This is a genomic window from Microbacterium sp. BH-3-3-3, from assembly GCF_001792815.1.
In the GTDB taxonomy this organism is placed as follows: Bacteria; Actinomycetota; Actinomycetes; order Actinomycetales; family Microbacteriaceae; genus Microbacterium.
Genome location: NZ_CP017674.1, coordinates 2,220,050 through 2,238,678 on the forward strand (window position 1 = coordinate 2,220,050; position 18,629 = coordinate 2,238,678).

General features: G+C 72.8%; 18 protein-coding genes. 12 read left to right on the forward strand and 6 right to left on the reverse strand.

Annotation, left to right across the window (positions count from 1 at the left end; all coding sequences use genetic code 11):
• Positions 1–88: 88 nt before the first annotated feature.
• From hemE to BJP65_RS10290, 5 genes are all read left to right on the forward strand, one after another.
• Positions 89–1,126: a uroporphyrinogen decarboxylase gene (hemE, locus tag BJP65_RS10270; RefSeq protein ID WP_082516427.1), complete on the forward strand. Its 1,038-nt coding sequence runs from the start codon at positions 89–91 to the stop codon at positions 1,124–1,126.
• Positions 1,123–2,634, forward strand: a complete 1,512-nt coding sequence (hemG, locus tag BJP65_RS10275) for a protoporphyrinogen oxidase (RefSeq protein ID WP_070409074.1) — start codon at positions 1,123–1,125, stop codon at positions 2,632–2,634. The genes hemE and hemG overlap by 4 nt, the downstream gene beginning before the upstream one ends.
• Positions 2,635–2,745: 111 nt before the next feature.
• A complete protein-coding gene (locus BJP65_RS10280) occupies positions 2,746–3,147 on the forward strand; it encodes a hypothetical protein (protein WP_055832761.1) in 402 nt (133 codons plus the stop codon).
• A gap of 3 nt (positions 3,148–3,150) precedes the next feature.
• Positions 3,151–3,561: a phage holin family protein gene (locus tag BJP65_RS10285; protein WP_055832762.1), complete on the forward strand. Its 411-nt coding sequence runs from the start codon at positions 3,151–3,153 to the stop codon at positions 3,559–3,561.
• Positions 3,551–3,829, forward strand: coding sequence for a hypothetical protein (locus BJP65_RS10290; RefSeq protein WP_055832763.1), 279 nt, complete (start codon positions 3,551–3,553; stop codon positions 3,827–3,829). The genes BJP65_RS10285 and BJP65_RS10290 overlap by 11 nt, the downstream gene beginning before the upstream one ends.
• A gap of 85 nt (positions 3,830–3,914) precedes the next feature.
• On the opposite strand, the gene BJP65_RS10295 is transcribed toward BJP65_RS10290, so the two are convergent.
• On the reverse strand, positions 3,915–4,703 hold the full coding sequence (locus BJP65_RS10295; protein ID WP_055832764.1) for a DUF4239 domain-containing protein: 789 nt from the start codon (positions 4,701–4,703) through the stop codon (positions 3,915–3,917).
• A gap of 140 nt (positions 4,704–4,843) precedes the next feature.
• Here BJP65_RS10295 and hemQ point away from each other — a divergent pair, with 140 nt between their 5' ends.
• From hemQ to cofD, 6 genes are all read left to right on the forward strand, one after another.
• Positions 4,844–5,515 (forward strand): hydrogen peroxide-dependent heme synthase, encoded by a 672-nt coding sequence (gene hemQ, locus BJP65_RS10300; RefSeq protein WP_055832765.1) that lies wholly within the window; start codon positions 4,844–4,846, stop codon positions 5,513–5,515.
• Positions 5,512–6,510 (forward strand): hydroxymethylbilane synthase, encoded by a 999-nt coding sequence (gene hemC, locus BJP65_RS10305; RefSeq protein ID WP_055832766.1) that lies wholly within the window; start codon positions 5,512–5,514, stop codon positions 6,508–6,510. The genes hemQ and hemC overlap by 4 nt, the downstream gene beginning before the upstream one ends.
• Entirely contained in the window at positions 6,507–7,322 is an 816-nt protein-coding gene (locus BJP65_RS10310) for a uroporphyrinogen-III synthase (RefSeq protein ID WP_070409075.1), read from the forward strand. The genes hemC and BJP65_RS10310 overlap by 4 nt, the downstream gene beginning before the upstream one ends.
• Entirely contained in the window at positions 7,319–8,302 is a 984-nt protein-coding gene (gene hemB, locus BJP65_RS10315; protein WP_070409076.1) for a porphobilinogen synthase, read from the forward strand. The genes BJP65_RS10310 and hemB overlap by 4 nt, the downstream gene beginning before the upstream one ends.
• Positions 8,303–8,405: 103 nt before the next feature.
• Entirely contained in the window at positions 8,406–9,746 is a 1,341-nt protein-coding gene (gene hemL / locus BJP65_RS10320; protein WP_070409077.1) for a glutamate-1-semialdehyde 2,1-aminomutase, read from the forward strand.
• Between the two features lie 281 nt (positions 9,747–10,027).
• Positions 10,028–10,993 carry a 2-phospho-L-lactate transferase gene (cofD, locus tag BJP65_RS10325; protein WP_055832770.1) on the forward strand — a complete coding sequence of 322 codons (966 nt, stop codon included), beginning with the start codon at positions 10,028–10,030 and terminating at the stop codon, positions 10,991–10,993.
• Positions 10,994–11,205: 212 nt separating this feature from the next.
• Here the strand turns inward: cofD and cofC are convergent, their stop codons facing one another.
• The 4 genes from cofC to cofG form a co-directional block, all read right to left on the reverse strand.
• Positions 11,206–11,835, reverse strand: coding sequence for a 2-phospho-L-lactate guanylyltransferase (gene cofC / locus BJP65_RS10330; RefSeq protein WP_070409950.1), 630 nt, complete (start codon positions 11,833–11,835; stop codon positions 11,206–11,208).
• 265 nt (positions 11,836–12,100) lie between these two features.
• On the reverse strand, positions 12,101–13,111 hold the full coding sequence (fgd, locus tag BJP65_RS10335; RefSeq protein ID WP_055832771.1) for a glucose-6-phosphate dehydrogenase (coenzyme-F420): 1,011 nt from the start codon (positions 13,109–13,111) through the stop codon (positions 12,101–12,103).
• Positions 13,108–14,598: an NAD(P)/FAD-dependent oxidoreductase gene (locus BJP65_RS10340; protein WP_156784872.1), complete on the reverse strand. Its 1,491-nt coding sequence runs from the start codon at positions 14,596–14,598 to the stop codon at positions 13,108–13,110. Before BJP65_RS10340 ends, fgd begins: the two co-directional genes overlap by 4 nt.
• On the reverse strand, positions 14,595–17,075 hold the full coding sequence (cofG, locus tag BJP65_RS10345) for a 7,8-didemethyl-8-hydroxy-5-deazariboflavin synthase CofG (RefSeq protein WP_083285808.1): 2,481 nt from the start codon (positions 17,073–17,075) through the stop codon (positions 14,595–14,597). Before cofG ends, BJP65_RS10340 begins: the two co-directional genes overlap by 4 nt.
• 141 nt (positions 17,076–17,216) lie before the next feature.
• Between cofG and BJP65_RS10350 the strand changes: the two genes are divergently transcribed.
• Positions 17,217–17,606, forward strand: a complete 390-nt coding sequence (locus BJP65_RS10350; RefSeq protein WP_055832773.1) for a hypothetical protein — start codon at positions 17,217–17,219, stop codon at positions 17,604–17,606.
• Between the two features lie 44 nt (positions 17,607–17,650).
• Here the strand turns inward: BJP65_RS10350 and BJP65_RS10355 are convergent, their stop codons facing one another.
• Entirely contained in the window at positions 17,651–18,469 is an 819-nt protein-coding gene (locus tag BJP65_RS10355; protein ID WP_070409078.1) for a TSUP family transporter, read from the reverse strand.
• Between the last annotated feature and the right edge of the window lie 160 nt (positions 18,470–18,629).

Here is an 18,629-nt window from a genome sequence, read left to right on the forward strand (position 1 = left end):
CGCCCGCGCCCCGTGGGGTATTCCGGTGGGCCGCTCGACGTCGAGGCATCCCCCTGGTCGGCCGTCGCCCAGTGGGAGGATGGATGCCATGGCCTCCCTCGACGCGCCCCTGCTCCGTGCCCTCCGCGGCGACCGCCCCGAGCGGCAGCCGGTGTGGTTCATGCGACAGGCGGGGCGCTCCCTGCCCGAGTACCGCGAGCTGCGCGTGGGCACCCGCATGCTCGACGCGTGCCTCACCCCGCACCTCGCGGCCGAGATCACGCTGCAGCCCATCCGCCGGCACGACGTGGACGCCGCCATCTTCTTCAGCGACATCGTCGTGCCCCTGCGGCTCGCGGGCGTCGACGTCGTCATCGAGCCGGGCCGCGGGCCGGTGTTCGCCGATCCGGTGCGCACGGCCGACGACGTGGCGCGCATCACGGCGATCGACCCGGCCGAGGTGGCCTCCGCGGCGGAGCCCGTGCGCGAGGCCGTGCGCCTGGTCACCGCCGAGCTCGACGACGCGGTGCCCCTGATCGGTTTCGCGGGGGCGCCCTTCACCCTCGCCGCCTATCTGGTCGAGGGCGGTCCGTCGAAGGAGCACCTGCGGGCCCGCGGGATGATGCACGCCGACCCGGCGTCGTGGCACCGCCTGGCCGGCTGGCTCTCGAAAGTCTCACGCGCCTTCCTCGACGCGCAGATCGACGGGGGCGCGCAGGCCGTGCAGCTGTTCGACTCGTGGGCCGGATCGCTCTCGCCGGCCACGTTCCGCGAGTTCATCGCCCCGCACTCGCACGCGGCGCTCGAGGGCATCGACGTGCCGCGCATCCACTTCGGCGTGGGCACCGGAGCCTTCCTCGACGACATGCGCCTCGGCGGGCTCGCCGACGCGGTCGGCGTCGACTGGCGCATGCCGCTCGACGAGGCGGCGGCTCTGGTCGGTCCCGACGTGACCCTGCAGGGCAACATCGACCCGGCACTGCTCGGCGCGCCCTGGCCGGTGCTGGCCGCGCACGTCGACGACGTGCTGGCCCGCGGCCGCGCGGCCCGCGCGCACGTGCTCAACCTCGGCCACGGCGTGCCCCCCGACACCGATCCCGAGGTGCTGACGCGCATCGTCGCCCGCGCGCACGGCGCAGACGCGTGAGCGAGCCCCTCGAGCGGCTGGCGCGTCACGCGCACGAGACGCACGTGGTCGTCGTGGGCGGGGGAGTGTCGGGTCTCGTCGCCGCGCGGGAGTGCGCCAAGGTCGGCCTGCGGGTCACGGTGCTCGAGGCGTCCGACGCGGTGGGCGGTGTCGTGCGTTCCGCCGAGGTCGGCGGCGTCACCCTCGACGTGGGGGCCGAGAGCTTCGCGACGCGCGGCGGCATCGTGCGCGAGCTCCTCGACGACCTCGGCCTCGCCGACGACATCGTGTCGCCGAATCCGGCCGGCGCGTGGGTGGTCGGCGTGCCGGGCGTCGGGGCGGCCCCGCTGCCGAAGGGCGGGGTGCTCGGCATCCCCGACAATCCCTGGGCGCCCGACGTGCGCCGTGTCATCGGATGGTCGGGAGCGTGGCGCGCCTACGTCGACCGCCTGCGGCCCCCGCTCACCATCGGGCACCAGCACAGCCTCGGCAAGCTCGTGCGCTCGCGTCTCGGCGCGCGCGTGCTCGACCGCCTCGTCGCCCCCGTCACGAGCGGGGTGTACTCCGCCCGCCCCGACGACATCGACGTCGACCTGGCCGCCCCGGGCCTGAACGCCGCCCTCACCCGCGTCGGCTCGCTCACCGGCGCCGTCGCCGACCTGCGGGCGCGTCGTTCGGCTCCGCGGCCCGCCGATGCTCCGGCATCCGATGTCCCCGTCGCCACCGGTCCCGCGTCGAAGACCGCGGCGCCCGGCGGGGCGGTCGAGGGGATCGCGGGCGGCATGTCGCGCCTCGTCGACGCGCTCGTCGATCAGCTCGTCGAGCGCGGGGTCGAGCTGCGCACCGGCGTCGCCGCCGAGCGTCTCGACCCGCGCGACGGCGGCGAATGGACCGTGGCGACCTCGGCCGACGATGAGCCCCTCCACGCGCACGCCGTGATCGTGGCGCTTCCCGAGGGCGCCGCCCGCGCCCTGCTCGCCCCGGTCGTCCCGGGTCTCGACCTGGGCGACCCCGTGGCGCCGGTGGTCGAGGTCGTCACCCTCGTCGTGCACGCGCCCGAACTCGATCGCGCGCCGCGCGGCACCGGCGTGCTGACCGTGCCCGGCAGCCACATCGCCAAAGCGCTCACCCACTCGAGTGCGAAGTGGGACTGGGTGCGGGATGCCACCGAGCCCGGCGTCCACGTCGTGCGGGTCTCGTTCGGAGCACAGGGTGAAGAGCCCGCCACCTCCGCCCTCGACGGCGATGCCGCCGCCGCCCTCGCCCTCTCGGAGGCCGCCGCCCTGCTCGGCGTCGAGCTGCCGGCCTCGACCCTGCGTGCCGCGCACCGGGTGCGCTACGTGCAGTCGCAGCCGGCGGCGACCATCGGGCGGGCCGCCGAGACGGCCGCCGCGCGCGGGGCGATCCGCGCCGTCGCCGGGCTCGGGGCCACGGGCGCCTGGATCTCGGGCACCGGGCTGGCGCAGGTGATCCCCGATGCGCGCGACGAGGCCGACCGTGTGCGCAGCGACGCGCTCTGGCGACACTGACGGGCGCCGTTCTTCGTCATCCGCCGCCGTGTGTCAAGGGTGGATGCCGTAATGGGAATACATGGCTACTGTGAGAGTCGACCAGCACTCGTTCGAGCGTGAGGAGACCCCATGAGGGGCAAAGCAGCACTCGTCGTCGGACTCGTGGCGGGCTACGTGCTCGGTGCACGCGCAGGCCGCGACCGGTACGAGCAGATCAAGACGCAGGCCGAGAAGGTCTGGGACCAGCCCGTCGTCCAGGGACAGGTCGAGAAGGTCAAGGCGTTCGGCGTCTCGGCCCTCAAGTCCGTCCCCGGTGTGGTGTGGAAGGGCGCGAAGTCGGTCACCGGCGCCGCGACCCAGTCCGGCACCGCCCAGGAGCGCGCGGAGCGCGCCACGCGGGCGGCGAAGCAGTCGGCCTCCGAGGTCGCCGACGTCGTCGAGGATTCCGTCGACGACGCCAAGGAAGCCGAGAAGGCCGCGACCACGCGTGCACGCGCGTCCAAGAGCGGCTCCACCTCGTCCGGGAGCTGAGGCATGACCACTCCTCGCGGATTCCGCGATCGTTCCGACGACAGCCTGTTCACTCTGGTCGGCGACATCCCCGAGCTCGTGCGCAACCTCGTCGTCGCCGAGATCAACGGCGCCAAGGCGTGGGCGCAGCGCACGGCCAAAGACGCCGGGATCGGCGCCGGCTGGTTCGTCGGCGCGCTCATCGTGCTGTTCTGGGCCGTGCCGGTGTTCTTCGCGTTCGTCATCGCGGGACTGTCGTCGTGGTGGCCGGTCTGGCTCTCGGCGATCGTCGTGTTCGGCGTGATGATCGTCATCACCGCGATCCTGGCTCTGTTGGGTTACCTGCGCTTCAAGAAGCTGTCGAAGCGCGAGAACCCCGGCGAAGCGATCGCCGAAGACGTCCGCATCGTCAAGGAGGCCCGCGATGAGTATTGATCGTCCCGTTCCCGTGCCCCGCACCGCCGTGCCACTGGGGATCACCGATCCCGTCCAGTCGGCCCGCGCCGAGTTGAAGGCCGCCCTGGCCGCCCTCGAAGACAAGGCGAACATCCCGCGCCGCGCGAGCGAGGCCGTCGACGACAAGGTCCGTGAGGTGCGCGAGAGCGCGCAGCGCAATCCCGCCGCGGCGGCCGCCGTCGTCGCGGGGGTCGCGAGCCTCGTCGGCCTGGCGGTCTGGAGCATCGTCCGCGCCTACACGCGCTGACGCTCATCGAAGCGGCCCGTCCCCGTCGGGGCGGGCCGCTTCGTCGTTCACAGGGTGACCGGCTCGAGCGCCGATCCGAGTCCGTCTACGGCTCGTTCGCGAACAACCCGTCCAGAAGATCCTGGAAGTACTCCGGCGTCACCGCGATCGGACCGGCGTACGCGTGGTCGAACCCGGCGATGGCGTACAGCAGCAGGGCGACGAACAGCGCCAGCATCCCCGACATCAGCAGGTGCACGCGCAGGTTCCGCACCTCGATCAGCCCGATGAGGATGGCGTTGAGCACCGCGCCCACCCCGAGCACGATCCACAGCACGCTCGGAAGGGCCAGGTGGGTCAGCGCGATGCGGTCGCGCCGGTCGTGCACCAACTGCTGGAACTGCTCGAGGGCCTCTTGCACGTAGACCACCTCGACCGCCGAGGTCGGCTCCACGGCCTCGATGGCGCTCTGCATGGCGGTGATGTTGGCATCCGTCTCCATCGGGATCTCGAGGTGCCGCTGCATCGGCCAGTCCTCGTCGATGACGTTGCGCGTGTACTGCACGATCTGCTCCTGCAGCTCGTCGGCCTGCGGCTCGGGCAACAGCGTGGCGCTGCGGTACAGCGTGGCCAATGACGACGACTCATCGAGCACGACGCCGTCGACCTCGGTGAAGTTGCCGTACGCGGCGGCCGCGATCAGGGCGAGCGTCACGCCGTAGAAGACGCCGTAGGCGCCGACCGCGTAGCTGAGCACGCGGTCCCACTCGTCACCCTGCGGGGCGACTCTGAAGACCCACTTGCGCAGCACCAGCAGGATTCCGCACGAGCCTCCCACCACGAGCAGGATGAACATCGGCAACCCCACAGCCATGGGGAGGTCGTACAGCCACATCGGGCACCCTTTCGCGGGCGGCGTCCCCCGACGCCGTCGACGCACATTATCAATGCGCGTCGACGCGTGCACGCAAGAGTGTGCTTCGGCGGCGAGTCAACCGGTTTGGCCCCCCGCCCCGACGGGACGAAACTGGAGGCATGTCCCACGACAGCTCCTCCTCCGTGTACACGCTGTGGGCGGTCTTCCGCCGCGATCCCGAGAACCCGGTCACCGCCACCGAGGCGACCGAGCTCGCCGACCTCGTCTCGCTCGTCGAGGCCGACGGCGTCACCGTCCGCGGTTTCTACGACGTCAGCGGCCTCCGCGCCGACGCCGACCTCATGGTCTGGCTCCACGGCGAAGACCCCCAGGCCCTTCAGCGCGACCTGCGGCGCCTGCGCCGCACCGAGCTGCTGAAGAACCTCCTCCCCACCTGGAACGCCATGGGCGTGCACCGCGACGCGGAGTTCAACCGCTCGCACGTGCCCGGCTTCCTCCGCGGCATCGAGGCGCAGCAGTGGCTCTGCCTCTACCCCTTCGTGCGCAGCTACGAGTGGTACCTCCTGCCCGAGGAGGAGCGCCGCGAGATGCTCATCGAGCACGGCAAGAAGGGGTCGCAGTACCGCGGCGTCATCGCCAACACGGTGGCCTCGTTCGCCCTCGGCGACTACGAGTGGCTCCTGCCGATGGAGGCCGACGTGCTCACCGACCTCGTCGACATGATGCGCGACCTCCGCTACACCGAGGCTCGCCGCCACGTCCGCGAGGAGGTGCCGTTCTACACCGGCCGTCTGGTCGCGCTCGACGAGATCCCCGAGATCCTGCAGTGAGCGCGCCCCTGCGGCTGGGGACTCGTCGCAGCACGCTGGCGATGGCGCAGTCGCAGATGGTCGCCGATGCCGTGGCCGCGGCATCCGGTCGCCCCGTCGAACTCGTGCCCATCGTGTCGGAGGGCGACGTCAACCGCGCCTCGCTGTCTCAGCTGGGCGGACGCGGCGTCTTCGCGAACGGTCTGCGCGAGGCTCTCGCCGCCGACCGCTGCGACTTCCTCGTCCACTCGCTCAAAGACCTGCCGACGGCGCAGCCCGAGGGGCTCGTCATCGCCGCCACGCCCCCGCGCGAAGACGCGCGCGATGTGGTCGTGACCCGCGACGGCGCGCCCCTCGGCTCACTGGCCGCGGGTGCCCGGGTGGGCACCGGTTCGCCCCGCCGCATCGCCCAGGCCAAGCGGCACAACCCCCGTCTCGACATCCGCGACATCCGCGGCAACGTCGACTCGCGTCTGGGGCGCGTGCGCGACGGGGAACTGGATGCCGTCATCCTCGCCGCCGCGGGCATCTCGCGCCTCGGGGGCGACCTGGGCGGGCTGCACGCCGAGGCGCTCGGGCTCGCGGAGTGGCCGACGGCCCCGGGGCAGGGCTCGCTCGCCATCGAGACGCGCGACGACATCGATCCCGACATCCTGGCCGCGCTCGTGCAGCTCGACGACGAGGACACCCGCGTCGCGATCACCGCGGAGCGCACCGTGCTCTCGGCGCTGGACGCGGGGTGTAGTGCTCCCGTCGGCACGCACGCCGCCCTCGCCGACGGGGACCTGCGGCTGCGCGCGGTGGTCTACGCGCTCGACGGTGCACGAAGGATCGGTATAGACCGAACTGTGCGTCTCGCACCGGGGTATGGTGGGGAAACGGGCAGCGGCAATGGAGCGGATGCTGCCGACGACGGGGGTCCGATCGCGCGAGCGACGCGAGCGGGCCGAGAAGCCGCGCGTCGGTTGCTCGAACGTGGGGCGGCCGACCTGGTACCACGAGAGTCGACCACATGAATGAAGGCCACCGGCACACGCCGCACCCCACGACGGGCAGCACGCCCAAGCCCCTCGCGGGCCGGCGCGTCCTCGTGCCGCGCGGTGGTCCCTGGGGCGACGGCGTCGCGGCGAGTCTGCGTCAGCGCGGGGCCGTTCCCGTCATCGCACCGCTGATCAACTTCGCGCCCACGAACGACCAGGCCACCCTCGAGCAGGCGCTCGCCGAGCTGGCCGACGGGGTGTTCGACTGGCTGACGCTCACCAGCGCCACCACCGTCGACGTCCTCTACGCCTACAAGGCCGTCATCCCCGCCGGCACCAAGGTCGCCGTCGTCGGCGAGACCACGGCCGCAGCGATGCAGGCCGTGGGCTACCACGTCGACCTCGTCCCCGAACGCGACAACTCGGCCCAGGGCATGGCCGAGCAGATGATCGACCTCGAGTCCGAGCCGCGCAAGGTGCTGACCCTGCGCAGCGAGATCGCCAAGCCCGTGCTCACGCGCCTGCTGATCGAGGCGGGGCACGACGTGCGCAGCGTGGTCGCGTATCGCACCGTCGGTGTGCCGGTGTCCGACAAGATCGCCGGCGACGTGCACTCCGGTCGCATCAACGCCATCCTCGTCACCAGTGGTTCGGTCGCGGAGCAGGTGGTCGATCAGTTCCCCGAGATCCCGGCATCCACCGTCATCGCCGCGATCGGCCCGCGCACCGCGAAGGACGCCAAGCGCGCCGGTCTCAGCGTCGACGTCGTGGCCGAGACGCAGACGGTCGAGTCGCTGATCGAGGCCGTCGCCCGCTTCACCCTCGCCCCCGACGAATCGACCTCATGAGCTTTCCCGAGCACCGCCCGCGGCGCCTGCGTCGCACCCCCGCCGTCCGTCGTCTCGCACGAGAGACGCACCTCGTGCCGTCGCAGCTCGTGCTGCCGATGTTCGTGCGCGAGGGCATCACCGAGCCGAGTCCGATCGGCTCGATGCCCGGCATCGTGCAGCACTCGCTCGATTCGCTCCGCCGCGCCGCGGCCGAGGCGGCCGAGCAGCGCATCGGCGGCGTCATGCTGTTCGGCGTCCCCGAGACGCGCAACGCCGTGGGCTCGGGAGCCGACGACCCCCGCGGCATCCTGAACGTCGCGACCGAGGCCGTCGTGGCCGAGGTGGGCGACGCACTGGTCGTGCAGACCGACCTGTGCCTCGACGAGTTCACCGACCACGGGCACTGCGGTGTGCTCCGCGACGACGGTGCCGTCGACAACGACGCGACCCTCGAGCGGTACACGGCCATGGGTCTCGCGCAGGCGCGGGCGGGCTCGGCGATGCTGGGCCTGTCGGGAATGATGGACGGCCAGGTCGGCGCGGTGCGCGAGGCGCTGGATGCCGAGGGCTTCACCGACACGCTCATCCTCGCCTACTCGGCCAAGTACGCCGGAGCCTTCTACGGACCCTTCCGCGAGGCCGTCGACTCGCAGCTGAAGGGCGACCGCCGCTCGTACCAGCTCGACCCCGGCAATGGGCGCGAGGGCGTGCGCGAGGCGCTGCTCGACGTCGAAGAGGGCGCCGATGTGGTCATGGTCAAGCCCGCGCTGCCGTACCTCGACGTTCTCGCCGACGTCAAGGCCTCGGTCGACGTGCCGGTCTGGGCCTACCAGGTGTCGGGCGAGTACGCGATGGTCGAGGCCGCCGCGGCGCACGGCTGGATCGACCGCCGCGGCGCCATCCTCGAGAGCCTGCTCGGCATCCGCCGCGCCGGCGCCGACGCGATCCTGACGTATTGGGCCGTCGAGGCGGCCCGCTGGCTGCGCGCCGAGCTCTGAGCCCCCCTTCGTTTCGCGTGAGTCGCCACGATTTGTCGCTTCGCTGTCCGCGGAAGCGACAGATCTTGGCGACTCACACGCGTGCACCGGGGAGAATTGACGCATGACCGATCTCAACGACCAGTGGTTCGCCCGCGCCAAAGACGTCATCCCGGGCGGCGTGAATTCACCCGTTCGCGCCTACGGGTCCGTCGGCGGAACGCCGCGGTTCATGCAGTCGGCGTCGGGGCCCCGCATCACGGATGCCACGGGTCGCGAGTACGTCGACCTCGTCGCCTCGTGGGGTCCGGCCCTTCTCGGCCACGCGCACCCCGAGGTGGTCGAGGCGGTTCGGTCGGCGGCATCCCGGGGTCTGTCCTTCGGCGCGCCGACGGGGGCCGAGGTCGAGTTGGCCGACCTGATCGCCCACCGCGTGCGGGTCGGCGATCTGGCACCGATCGAGAAGGTGCGCCTGGTCTCGACCGGCACCGAGGCGACCATGACCGCCATCCGACTGGCGCGCGGCGTCACCGGCCGTGACCTGCTCATCAAATTCGCCGGGCACTACCACGGTCACTCCGACGGGCTGCTGGCGGCCGCCGGATCGGGAGTCGCCACGCTCGCCCTGCCCGGCTCGGCCGGTGTTCCCGCGCCCATCGCCGCGCAGACTCTCGTGCTGCCCTACAACGACCTCGACGCCGTGCGCGAGGTGTTCGCGGTGCACGGCGAGAACATCGCCGCGATCATCGTCGAGGCGGCCTCGGCCAACATGGGCGTCGTGCCGCCGCTGCCGGGCTACAACGCCGCGCTCGCCGAGATCGCACACAGCCACGGCTCGCTGCTCATCATGGACGAGGTGCTCACGGGCTTCCGCGTGCACCCCGCCGGCTTCTGGGGGCTCCAGGCCTCGCGGGGCGAGACGTACCTGCCCGACATCCTCACCTACGGCAAGGTCGTCGGCGGAGGCATGCCGCTGGCCGCCCTGGCCGGTCGCGCCGAGATCATGGACCACCTCGCCCCCCTCGGCCCGGTGTACCAGGCGGGCACGCTGTCGGGGAACCCGTTGTCGGTCGCCGCGGGCCTGGCGACGCTGCGCCTCGCGACGCCCGAGGTCTACGCGACGGTCGACGCCGCGGCCGAGCGGGTCGCCGACGCGCTCGACGCCGCCCTGAGCGCCGAGGGGGTCGTGCACGCGATCCCGCGCGCGGGCTCGCTGTTCGGCGTCGCGTTCCTGCCCGAGATCCCGCTCGACTACGCCACGGCGCTCACTCAGCAGTCGTGGCGGTACGCCGCGTTCTTCCACTCGATGCTGGATGCCGGCATCTCGCTGCCCCCGAGCGTGTTCGAGGCGTGGTTCCTCACCGCGGCGCACGACGATGACGCCCTCTCGCACGTGGTCGACGCCCTGCCGGCCGCGGCGAAGGCGGCGGCGGAGGCCTTGGACCCGACGCTGCTCGCCCAGTAACGGCGGCCGCGCCGAGGTCATCCTCGCGAGGGAGCGGTTTCGTCCTTCGTGATGATGTGCGGGCGGACCCGGGCGACGAGGCTGGGACCATGCTCCCCGCCCACGCCGCCCCGCCCTCCTTCTCGGCGTTCCTCTCGCGACTCGCGGCGTGGTGGCCCACGTCGATGGCTCCGCGGCGTCGACGCGCCACCTGGCAGCCCTGCCCCCGCGGAGGGGGCGGCACCCGACCGAGTTGAGCTCGACGACGGGCTCGTCCCCGGGCCCGATGGAAGACTGGACGCATGACTTCTCCCCAGCCCCGTGTCGTCGTCCTCGCCGGTGGAGTCGGAGGGTCGAAGTTCACGCTCGGCGTCCGCGCGGCGCTGCGGCGCCTCGGCGCCCCCGACGCGACCGTCGTCGTCAACACGGGCGACGACCTGTGGCTGTCGGGTGTGCGCCTGCAGCCCGACGTCGACTCCCTCACCTACGCCCTCGCCGGGGTCAATGACACCGAGCGCGGGTGGGGACGCGCGGGCGACACGGAGCGGGTCAACGAAGAACTCCAGGCCTGGGGGGCGGGCTGGCCGTGGTTCACGCTCGGCGACCTCGACCTGGGCACCCACCTCGCCCGCACCGGCTGGCTGCGCGACGGCCTCACCCCCACCGAGGTGCTGGCCCGCATGGCGCAGCGCTGGCCGCTCGGCGTGCGGCTGCTGCCCATGACCGACACCGAGGTCGACACGCACGTGCTGCTCGAGGACGGGGGACGGCTGCACTTCCAGGAGTGGTGGACGCGGCACCGCGCCACGCTCACTCCGCGCGCCTTCGAGAATCCCGGGATCGCCGACGCCGTGCCCGCCCCCGGTGTCGTGGATGCCATCGCCCAGGCCGACGTGGTGCTGCTGGCGCCGTCGAACCCGGTGGTGTCGATCGGTCCGATCCTCGCGGTCCCCGGAATGCGCGAGGCCCTGCGGGCGACCTCGGCGCGGGTGGTGGGCGTCTCGCCGATCATCGCCGGGCGGGTCGTGCGCGGCATGGCCGATGTCTGCCTCACGGCGATCGGCGTCGAGACCTCGGCATCGGCCGTCGCGCGGCACTACGCGGCACGGTCGGCCGGCGGTGTGCTCGACGCGTGGCTGCTGGCGGAAGAAGACGCCGCCGCCGCGCCCGAGGTCGAGGCGGCGGGGATCCGCACGGTGGTCGCGCCGCTGTGGATGCGCGACGAGACGACTTCGGCGGCGATCGCCGAGGCGGCGCTGCGCGCCTGAGGAGCCGTTCGCGGGTGCGCTCTGTGTGCGGACTTGCGCTTCGCCGGTGGGCTCTGCGCGGGGCATGCGCTTCGCCGGTGGGCGCTGCGGCCTGAGCCGCCATTCGCGGTGGGCGCCGCGCGCGAGCGCCGCGCGCGAGCGCTGCGCGCGGGGCGTGGGCGCGGGGCCTGGGCGCGGGGCCTGGGCGGGCGAGCGGCCGCGCGGGCGAGCGGTCAGGCCGCCGCCGACGCCAACACGGCCGACGTGCGCGGGCCCACGCCCAGCGCGACCGCCTGCGAGAGCTGTTCGGCCGTGTCGACGTCGCGGCGGAGCGACGACGCACGCTCGACGGCCAGGTCGGTGCACCCGAGCAGGCGGTGACGGGCGGCGGAGTCCTCGCCGAACGCCGAGACCCACACCGCCCCCGCTCGGGCGGTGACGAGGGTGGACCCGGTGGTCTCGGCATCCGGAACCACTCCCCGCTCGACGGATGCCGCGAGCTCGAGGGCCGCGTCGAGATCGGCGGGACGCAGGGCCGGCAGATCGCCGAGCAGGGCGGCGCGCGCGGTGGCGACACCGGCCGCGGCCGCGCCGAGGGCGATCGCGGCGTCGAGGCCGCGGGTGTCGCCCTCGGGCACGACCTCGACCTTGCGGGTGCGGCGGAGCTCGGCGCGCACCCCCGCGTCGTCGGTCACGACGATGACGCGGGCGACCCGGGCCGCCGCGGCTGCCGCGGTCACGGTGTCGAGCGCGATGGCGCGCGCGAGCGCCTCGCGGTCGACGCCGACGTCGGTCAGGCGCGTCTTGCCCACCGCGGCGGGTTTGACCGGCACGATGATCGTCCAGGCGGGGACGTCAGGCATGTTCATCGCCTCCATTGTGTGCCGAACTCCTGAGATATCTGGCTGGGGGTCGTGCTTTCGGCGGGTAGGGGGCAGCGTGGGGACCTTTTCTCAGGAGTGTGGCCCACCGGCGCCCCGCAAGCGGGCCGCTCGCGCGGCTCCCGTCCGCGGCGCCGCTGAGCCGCCGTTCCCCGCGGCGCCGCTGAGCCGCCGGACCCCGCGGCGCCGGTGAGTTGCCGGAGCCCGCAGCGCCGCCGGACCCGCCGCGTCGTCGCCCCGATCCGGCTCAGGCGAAGCGCTTGCGCAGGCGCGGCAGGATCTCCTCGCCGTACATGCGCAGGAACTCCTCCTGGTCGTGGCCCGGGTCGTGGAACACGAGGTGGCGGAAGCCGAGGTCGACGTATCGCGCGATGCGTTCGACGTGCTCGTCGGGGTCGGTCGAGACGATGAACCGCGACGCGACACGCTCGATCGGCAGTTCGGCGGCGAGCCGCTGCATCTCGAGGGGGTCGTGCACGCTCATCTTCTCGTCGGCGCTGAGTGCGAGGGGCGCCCAGAACCGCGTCTTCTCGAGCGCGGTGTCGTGGTCGGGGTGGTACGACACCTTGACCTCCATGAGCGTGTCGACGTCGTCGCGCGTGCGGCCGGCCTTGCCGAGGCCGTCGTCGAGCGCGGGCAGCAGCGTGTCGGTGTACAGCGCGGGGTCTTTGCCGCTCGTGGTGATGTAGCCCTCGGCGATGCGGCCGGCCAGGCGGGTGGCCGCGGGGCCGGAGGCGCCGATGTAGATCGGCACCTTCTGCTCGGGGCGGTCGTAGATCGTGGCATCCTTCACCGAGTAGTAGGTGCCCTCGTAGGTGACCCGCTCGCCGGCCCAGAGCTCGTTGATGATCGCGATGGCCTCTTTGAGGCGCTGGAAGCGCTCGGGCGCCTCGGGCCAGTCGAGGCCCAGGGTCACCTCGTTGAGGGCTTCACCCGTGCCGACGCCCAGCACGACACGGCCGGGGTACATCACGCCGAGGGTGGCGAACACCTGGGCGATGACGCCGGGGTGGTAGCGGAACGTCGGGGTGAGCACGCTCGTGCCGATGATGACGCGCTCGGTGCGCGCGCCGAGGGCGCCGAGCCAGGGCAGGGCGTTGGGGGCGTGTCCGCCGTCGTGCATCCACGGCTGGAGGTGGTCCGAGAGGAAGACCGAGTCGAAACCCATCTTCTCGGCGAGCACGCCGAAGTCGAGGAGCTCGTTGGGTCCGAACTGCTCGCTCGAAGCCTTGTATCCGAAACGCAGGGGAACGGTCATTTCTCTCCTTCAACGTCGCCACCGCGCACGGGGGTGCGCGCGGGTTCGAACTCCGACCCGTCGGTGCCGGCGAGTCGTTCATGGAACGCCTGCACGGTGCCCGGCCACAGCAGGGTCAGCCGCCCCGACCGGTCGTCGACGTACCAGTTGCGGCATCCGCCGGTGAGCCAGGGGGTGGATGCCGCGGCCGCGGCGATCTCGTCGGTGTACGCCGCCTCGACCTCGGGGCGTACCCGCAGCACCCGCTCGGGTCGGCGGTCGCGCTCGGCGAGGGCCCGCACGACGTACGCCGACTGCTCCTCGGCCATGAGGACCGAGGAGTTGTGGCCGAGACTCGCGTTCGGGCCGTTCAGCACGAACAGGTTGGGGAAGCCGGCGACCACCGTGGAGCCGAACGAGGTCATGCCCTCGGCCCAGTGCGCGGCGAGGGTGCCGTCTTCTCCGTGCACGAGGTCGGCGTAGGGCTGCTCGGCGGCGGTGAACCCGGTGGCCAGCACCAGCACGTCGGCCTCGTACGTCGCGCCGCTCTGCGCCGTCAGCGTCGAGCCGTCGACCGCGGCCAGGGCGGTGGGCTCGAGGCTCACAGCCTCGGACGCGACGGCGGGGTAGAACGCATCGGACAGCAGCACGCGTTTGCAGCCGAAGGCGTAGTCGGGGGTGAGGGCTGCGCGCAGGGCCGGGTCGGCGACCTGGGCGTGCAGGTGCGCGAGCGCGTGGGCGCGGGCGTCGGCGGAGGCCACGGCGTCACCCGAGCGCGACGCGAAGCGCGCCTCGCCCTCGGCGTACAGCTCGGCGCGCAGGCGCGCGAGATCCCCCGGATGGGCGGCGAGGTGCGCGCGCTCGGCGGGCGCGATGTCGCCTCCGCCGCGTGGCACGATCCACGCGGGGGTGCGCTGGAAGAGCGTCACGTGGGCGGCACGGCGGGCGAGTTCGGGAACCAGCTGCACGGCGCTGGCGCCGGTGCCGACGACCGCGATCCGCATGCCGGCGAGGTCGGTGTCGTGGTCCCACCGCGCGGAGTGGAAGAGGGGCCCGTCGAACGACTCGAGGCCGTCGATGGCGGGCACGTGCGGCTCGGTGAGGCGTCCGCAGGCCAGCACGAGGGAGCGCGCGGTGAGGATCTCGTGGCCCGTGTCGAGGTGCCAGACGGCGTCGGCGGCATCCCATTCCGCTCCGACCAGGGGCGTGCGCAGCCGCAGCCGATCCCCGAGGTCCTCGCGGTCGGCGACATCACGGAGGTAGGCCTGGATCTCGCCGCCGGGGGCGAAGGTGCGCGTCCACCCGGCGTTCGGGTGCGCGGCGAGGCTGTAGAGGTGCGCGGGCACGTCGCACGCGACGCCGGGATAGGTGTTGTCGCGCCACGTGCCGCCCACGTCGTCGGCGCGCTCGAGCACGACGAAGTCGTCGCGCCCGGCCCGGCGGAGCGCCCCGGCCATGGCGAGGCCGGCGAAGCCTGCGCCCACGATCGCGACGTCGACGACCCTCACGCGCGGGCTCCGCCCTCTGCCGCGACGCGGTAGTCGGTCGTGCGCAAGCGGAACGGTCGCATGAGGCTGCGGGCGATGCGCTCGGCCGCCGCGACCGGGAGCTCGAGTCCCTGCTCGATGCCCGTGTCGGGCCGCACGCGTCCGTCGTACAGCGTGCCGCCCAGGTCGTCGCCGCCGGAGCGCAGCAGCACGGCGGCGGTGTCGCGGCCCACGCGGGTCCAGGGGATCTGCACGTGCGGGATGCTGCCCGACAGCATCAGCCGTGACACGGCGACCATCGCGCGATGCTCGTCGATCGGGGCGCGGTCGGCGACCAGCGGCACGTCGCCGCCGGGCAGGGGGATGGGCACGAACTCGGCGAAGCCGCGGGTCTCGGTCTGGATCTCGCGCAGGCGCCGCAGATGCGCGATGCGCTCCTCGGCGGTCTCGACGTGGCCGTAGAACAGCACCGAGGTCGAGCGGAAACCGGCGCGGTGAGCCGCGGTGATGCCCTCGACCCAGTGGTCGATCTCGAGGTCGCCCGGCGCGACGAGGGCGCGCACCCGCTCGCTGAGCACCTTCACGCCGGTGCCCGGCACGGTGTCGACGCCCGCCTCGCGCAGGGCCGCGAGGGCGCCCGCGAGACCGAGTCCGCCGCGGTCGGCGAGGTCGCGCACGTCGAGCGGACGGTAAGCGTGCACGTGGATGCCGGGAGCCCCGCGCTTGACTGCCCGCACGAGGTCGAGATAGCCGGCGGGGTCTTCGTCGCCGCGCAGCGCGCCCTGGATGCAGATCTCGGTGGCACCGAGGGCGGCGGCGTCGGCGGCGATGGCCGTGGCGTCGTCGAGGTCGAACTCGCCCGGCGCGGTGCGGCCGGTGCGTCGCAAGCCCGTCGAGGTGAGGTTGCGGTTCTGCACGAGGGTGATCGGCTCGCCGACGGTGTAGCGGCGCGCGTCGTCGGCGGCGGCGGTGAGGTCGTCGAGCTCGGCGCCGGTCGTGCGCAGCAGGCGCACCCAGTCGGCGTCGTCGAGGGACAGGGGATCGGATGCCGCCCGCTCGGCGAGACGGCGGACGCCCAGGTCGCTGCCGGATACTCCGCCGGGCACTCCGGTGGTGCTCCCGAGGGGGCCTGAGGGCGTCGAGCCGGGATGGGCGGAGGACGAGGGACGGGCGGAGGACGCGATGTCGCGAGGGAGTCCTCCCTCTGTCCCCCGTCCTCCGCTCGTCACGGCGTGCGTGCTCCCGGGCAGGCTGGCGTGCGGCGTCACGTCGGCGGCGAGCCCCTCGGCATCGGCCAGTGCCCGCAGGGGAGCGTGCAGGGCGGGGTCGATCCAGCGCGCGGCATCGCGCACGAACTCCGGATGCGCGGTGAGGCGTTCGCGGAGCGTGTAGCCGTGCGCGGCCGTCTGGGCGGCGAGGTCGTCGATCTGCGGCCAGGGACGCTCCGGATTGACGTGGTCGGCCGTGAGCGGTGACACGCCGCCCCAGTCGTCGATGCCCGCCGCGATCAGCAGGCCCAGCTCGCCCGGGTCGGACAGGTTCGGCGGCACCTGGATGCGCATGCGCGGCCCGAACACGAGCCGGGCGGTGGCGACCGCCGCGACGTACTCGGCCAGGTCGGCGTCGGGCGCGCCCTGCATGGCCGTGCGGGGCTTGGCACGGAAGTTCTGCACGATGATCTCTTGCACGTGCCCGTGCCGGTCGTGCCGGTCGCGCATCGCCACGAGCGACTCGGCCCGGTCGCGCACGGTCTCGCCGATGCCGACGAGGATGCCCGTGGTGAAGGGGATGCCGGCCGCGCCGGCGTCGTCGATGACGCCGAGGCGCAGGTCGGGGTCTTTGTCGGGCGAGCCGAAGTGCACCTGGCCGGGCTCCTCGAACAGGCGTCGCGACGTGGTCTCGAGCATCATGCCCATCGAGGGCGAGACGGAACGCAGCGCCGCCAGCTCGTCGGGGTGCATGACGCCGGGGTTGGCGTGCACCAGCATGCCGGTCTCGGCGGTGACGAGACGCGCGATGTGGGCGACGTAGTCGATGGTCGAGGCGAAGCCGTGCGCGTCGAGCCAGGCGCGGGCCTCGGGCCACCGCTCTTCGGGGCGGTCGCCGAGGGTGAGCAGCGCCTCTTTGCAGCCGAGGGCCTGTCCCTGCCGCACGACGGTGAGCACCTGCTCGGGGCTCATGTACGCGGGCTTGCGCAGCAGGTTCAGCTGGCCGGGGGTGTCGACGAAGACGCAGTAGTGGCAGCGGTCGCGGCACAGGGTCGTCAGCGGCACGAAGACCTTGCGCGAGTACGTGACGACGCCGGGGCGGCCGGCGTCGATGAGCCCCTCGTCGCGGAGCGCCGCGGCGACGGGCAGCAGGCTGTCGAGCGGTGCGTGCAGAAGGGCGTCGGTCTCGTCGACGTCGGGGCGGTGCCCGGCGCGGATGCGCGCGAGGAGGTCGTCGATCGACGTGCCGCGGGCCGGTGCGACTCGCGGCGCAACACTGCCCGTACTCATCGTCCCAGGCTATCCCTCGACTCCGACATCCGGGCCGGTGAGACGGGGCGTCGCGCGGCGCGTGCGTGCGGCGGGTGATCGTTGCGCTCTCGTGAGGTGCCGAGCCTGTCGCGCCCCGTCGACGCTGGCAGGATGGAAGGCATGGTGACCCTGCTGCTCGACTCGACGCAGCTCGAAGTCGTGCTGTCGCCGACCGAGCGAGCGATGTCTTTCCGCAAGACCAACATCGTCGTGCCGCGCGAGCACATCGAGCGCGTGCAACTGACCGACGACGCCTGGACGTGGCTGCGCGGCGTGCCGAATCCCGGCATCAACCTGCCGGTGGCCGTCGGGATGGGCACGTGGAAGTCGGCGAGCGGCAACGACTTCGTCGTCATCCGCGGTCGCAAACCCAGCGTCGTCGTCGACCTCACGGGTCACGACGAGTACGAGCGTCTGGTGCTCACCACCAAGCACGGGGTGGCGCTGCTGCGGGCGCTGCGTCTCGACGTGGCATCCGAGCCCGAAGACGTCGCCGACATCGTCCGCTGACGCGCCCGGTACACGCGCCCGCTACACGCGCCCGGCGGTCGGGCTCACGCCGTGAACTGCACCACGGTGTCCCACGCGAGCTTCACCACGAGCAGCGACAGGGTCACCAGGAACACGATCCGCACGAAGCCGCTGCCCTTGCGGGTGGCCATGTGCGCGCCGATGAATCCGCCGGTGATGTTCATCGCGGCCATGGCGAAGCCCAGGGCGAGCAGGATCTCGCCGTGCACGCCGTAGACGGCCAGGGCGGCGAGGTTGGTGGTGAGGTTCGCGATCTTGGCGTTCACGCTCGCCTGCAGGAAGCCGTACCCCAGCACGGCGACGATCAGGATGACGAAGAACGACCCCGTCCCCGGACCCAGGATGCCGTCGTAGAAACCCACCAGCAGACCGATCACGCCCGCCCGCCAGGCGATGGCCGCGGGGCGGGTGTGCCGCGGCTCGTGGTGCAGTCCCATGCGGGGTTTGAAGAGCGTGTACAGCGCCACCGCGATCACCGCGACGAGGACCACGGGCGTCAGCACCTCGCGCGGAACGAAGCGCGAGAGGGCGGCACCGACCGTGGAACCGGCGTACGCGCCCGCGACCAGCGGCAGCAGGAGCACGAGCTGCACCCTGATCTTGCGCAGGTACACCCCGCTCGCCGAGAGCGTGCCGAAGAACGACGACAGCTTGTTCGTGCCCAGGATGAACGGGGTCGCGACGTCTTTCGGTACGGCGATGACCAACGCGGGCAACTGGATCAGTCCGCCGCCGCCGACGACCGCGTCGACCCATCCGGCGACGCCCGCGGCGACCAGCAGGAGCACGAGGGATGCCACCGACACGGGGAGCCATTCGGCGATCACCGGTCCATCGAGCACGGTTGATTCTCGCCGGTGTGGGCGGCGGCGCCAAATGCGCGGCGTCGCCCGTCACGGGCGTCGCGGTCTGCGCGGCGTCGCCCGTCACAGGCGGCGCGGTCTGCACGGCGTCCGCCGTCACGGGCGCCGCGGTCGGCGAGCGGCGTCGGTGCGCGCCGGG

What these genes read in the sequence shown, in the direction of transcription:
- hemE (WP_082516427.1), top strand. Translation starts at nt 89, where the DNA reads ATGGCCTCCCTCGACGCGCCCCTGCTCCGTGCCCTCCGCGGCGACCGC.
- BJP65_RS10280 (WP_055832761.1), top strand. Translation starts at nt 2,746, where the DNA reads ATGAGGGGCAAAGCAGCACTCGTCGTCGGACTCGTGGCGGGCTACGTG.
- BJP65_RS10285 (WP_055832762.1), top strand. Translation starts at nt 3,151, where the DNA reads ATGACCACTCCTCGCGGATTCCGCGATCGTTCCGACGACAGCCTGTTC.
- BJP65_RS10290 (WP_055832763.1), top strand. Translation starts at nt 3,551, where the DNA reads ATGAGTATTGATCGTCCCGTTCCCGTGCCCCGCACCGCCGTGCCACTG.
- BJP65_RS10295 (WP_055832764.1), bottom strand. Translation starts at nt 4,703, where the DNA reads ATGTGGCTGTACGACCTCCCCATGGCTGTGGGGTTGCCGATGTTCATC.
- hemQ (WP_055832765.1), top strand. Translation starts at nt 4,844, where the DNA reads ATGTCCCACGACAGCTCCTCCTCCGTGTACACGCTGTGGGCGGTCTTC.
- BJP65_RS10310 (WP_070409075.1), top strand. Translation starts at nt 6,507, where the DNA reads ATGAATGAAGGCCACCGGCACACGCCGCACCCCACGACGGGCAGCACG.
- hemB (WP_070409076.1), top strand. Translation starts at nt 7,319, where the DNA reads ATGAGCTTTCCCGAGCACCGCCCGCGGCGCCTGCGTCGCACCCCCGCC.
- hemL (WP_070409077.1), top strand. Translation starts at nt 8,406, where the DNA reads ATGACCGATCTCAACGACCAGTGGTTCGCCCGCGCCAAAGACGTCATC.
- cofD (WP_055832770.1), top strand. Translation starts at nt 10,028, where the DNA reads ATGACTTCTCCCCAGCCCCGTGTCGTCGTCCTCGCCGGTGGAGTCGGA.
- cofC (WP_070409950.1), bottom strand. Translation starts at nt 11,835, where the DNA reads ATGCCTGACGTCCCCGCCTGGACGATCATCGTGCCGGTCAAACCCGCC.
- fgd (WP_055832771.1), bottom strand. Translation starts at nt 13,111, where the DNA reads ATGACCGTTCCCCTGCGTTTCGGATACAAGGCTTCGAGCGAGCAGTTC.
- cofG (WP_083285808.1), bottom strand. Translation starts at nt 17,075, where the DNA reads ATGAGTACGGGCAGTGTTGCGCCGCGAGTCGCACCGGCCCGCGGCACG.
- BJP65_RS10350 (WP_055832773.1), top strand. Translation starts at nt 17,217, where the DNA reads ATGGTGACCCTGCTGCTCGACTCGACGCAGCTCGAAGTCGTGCTGTCG.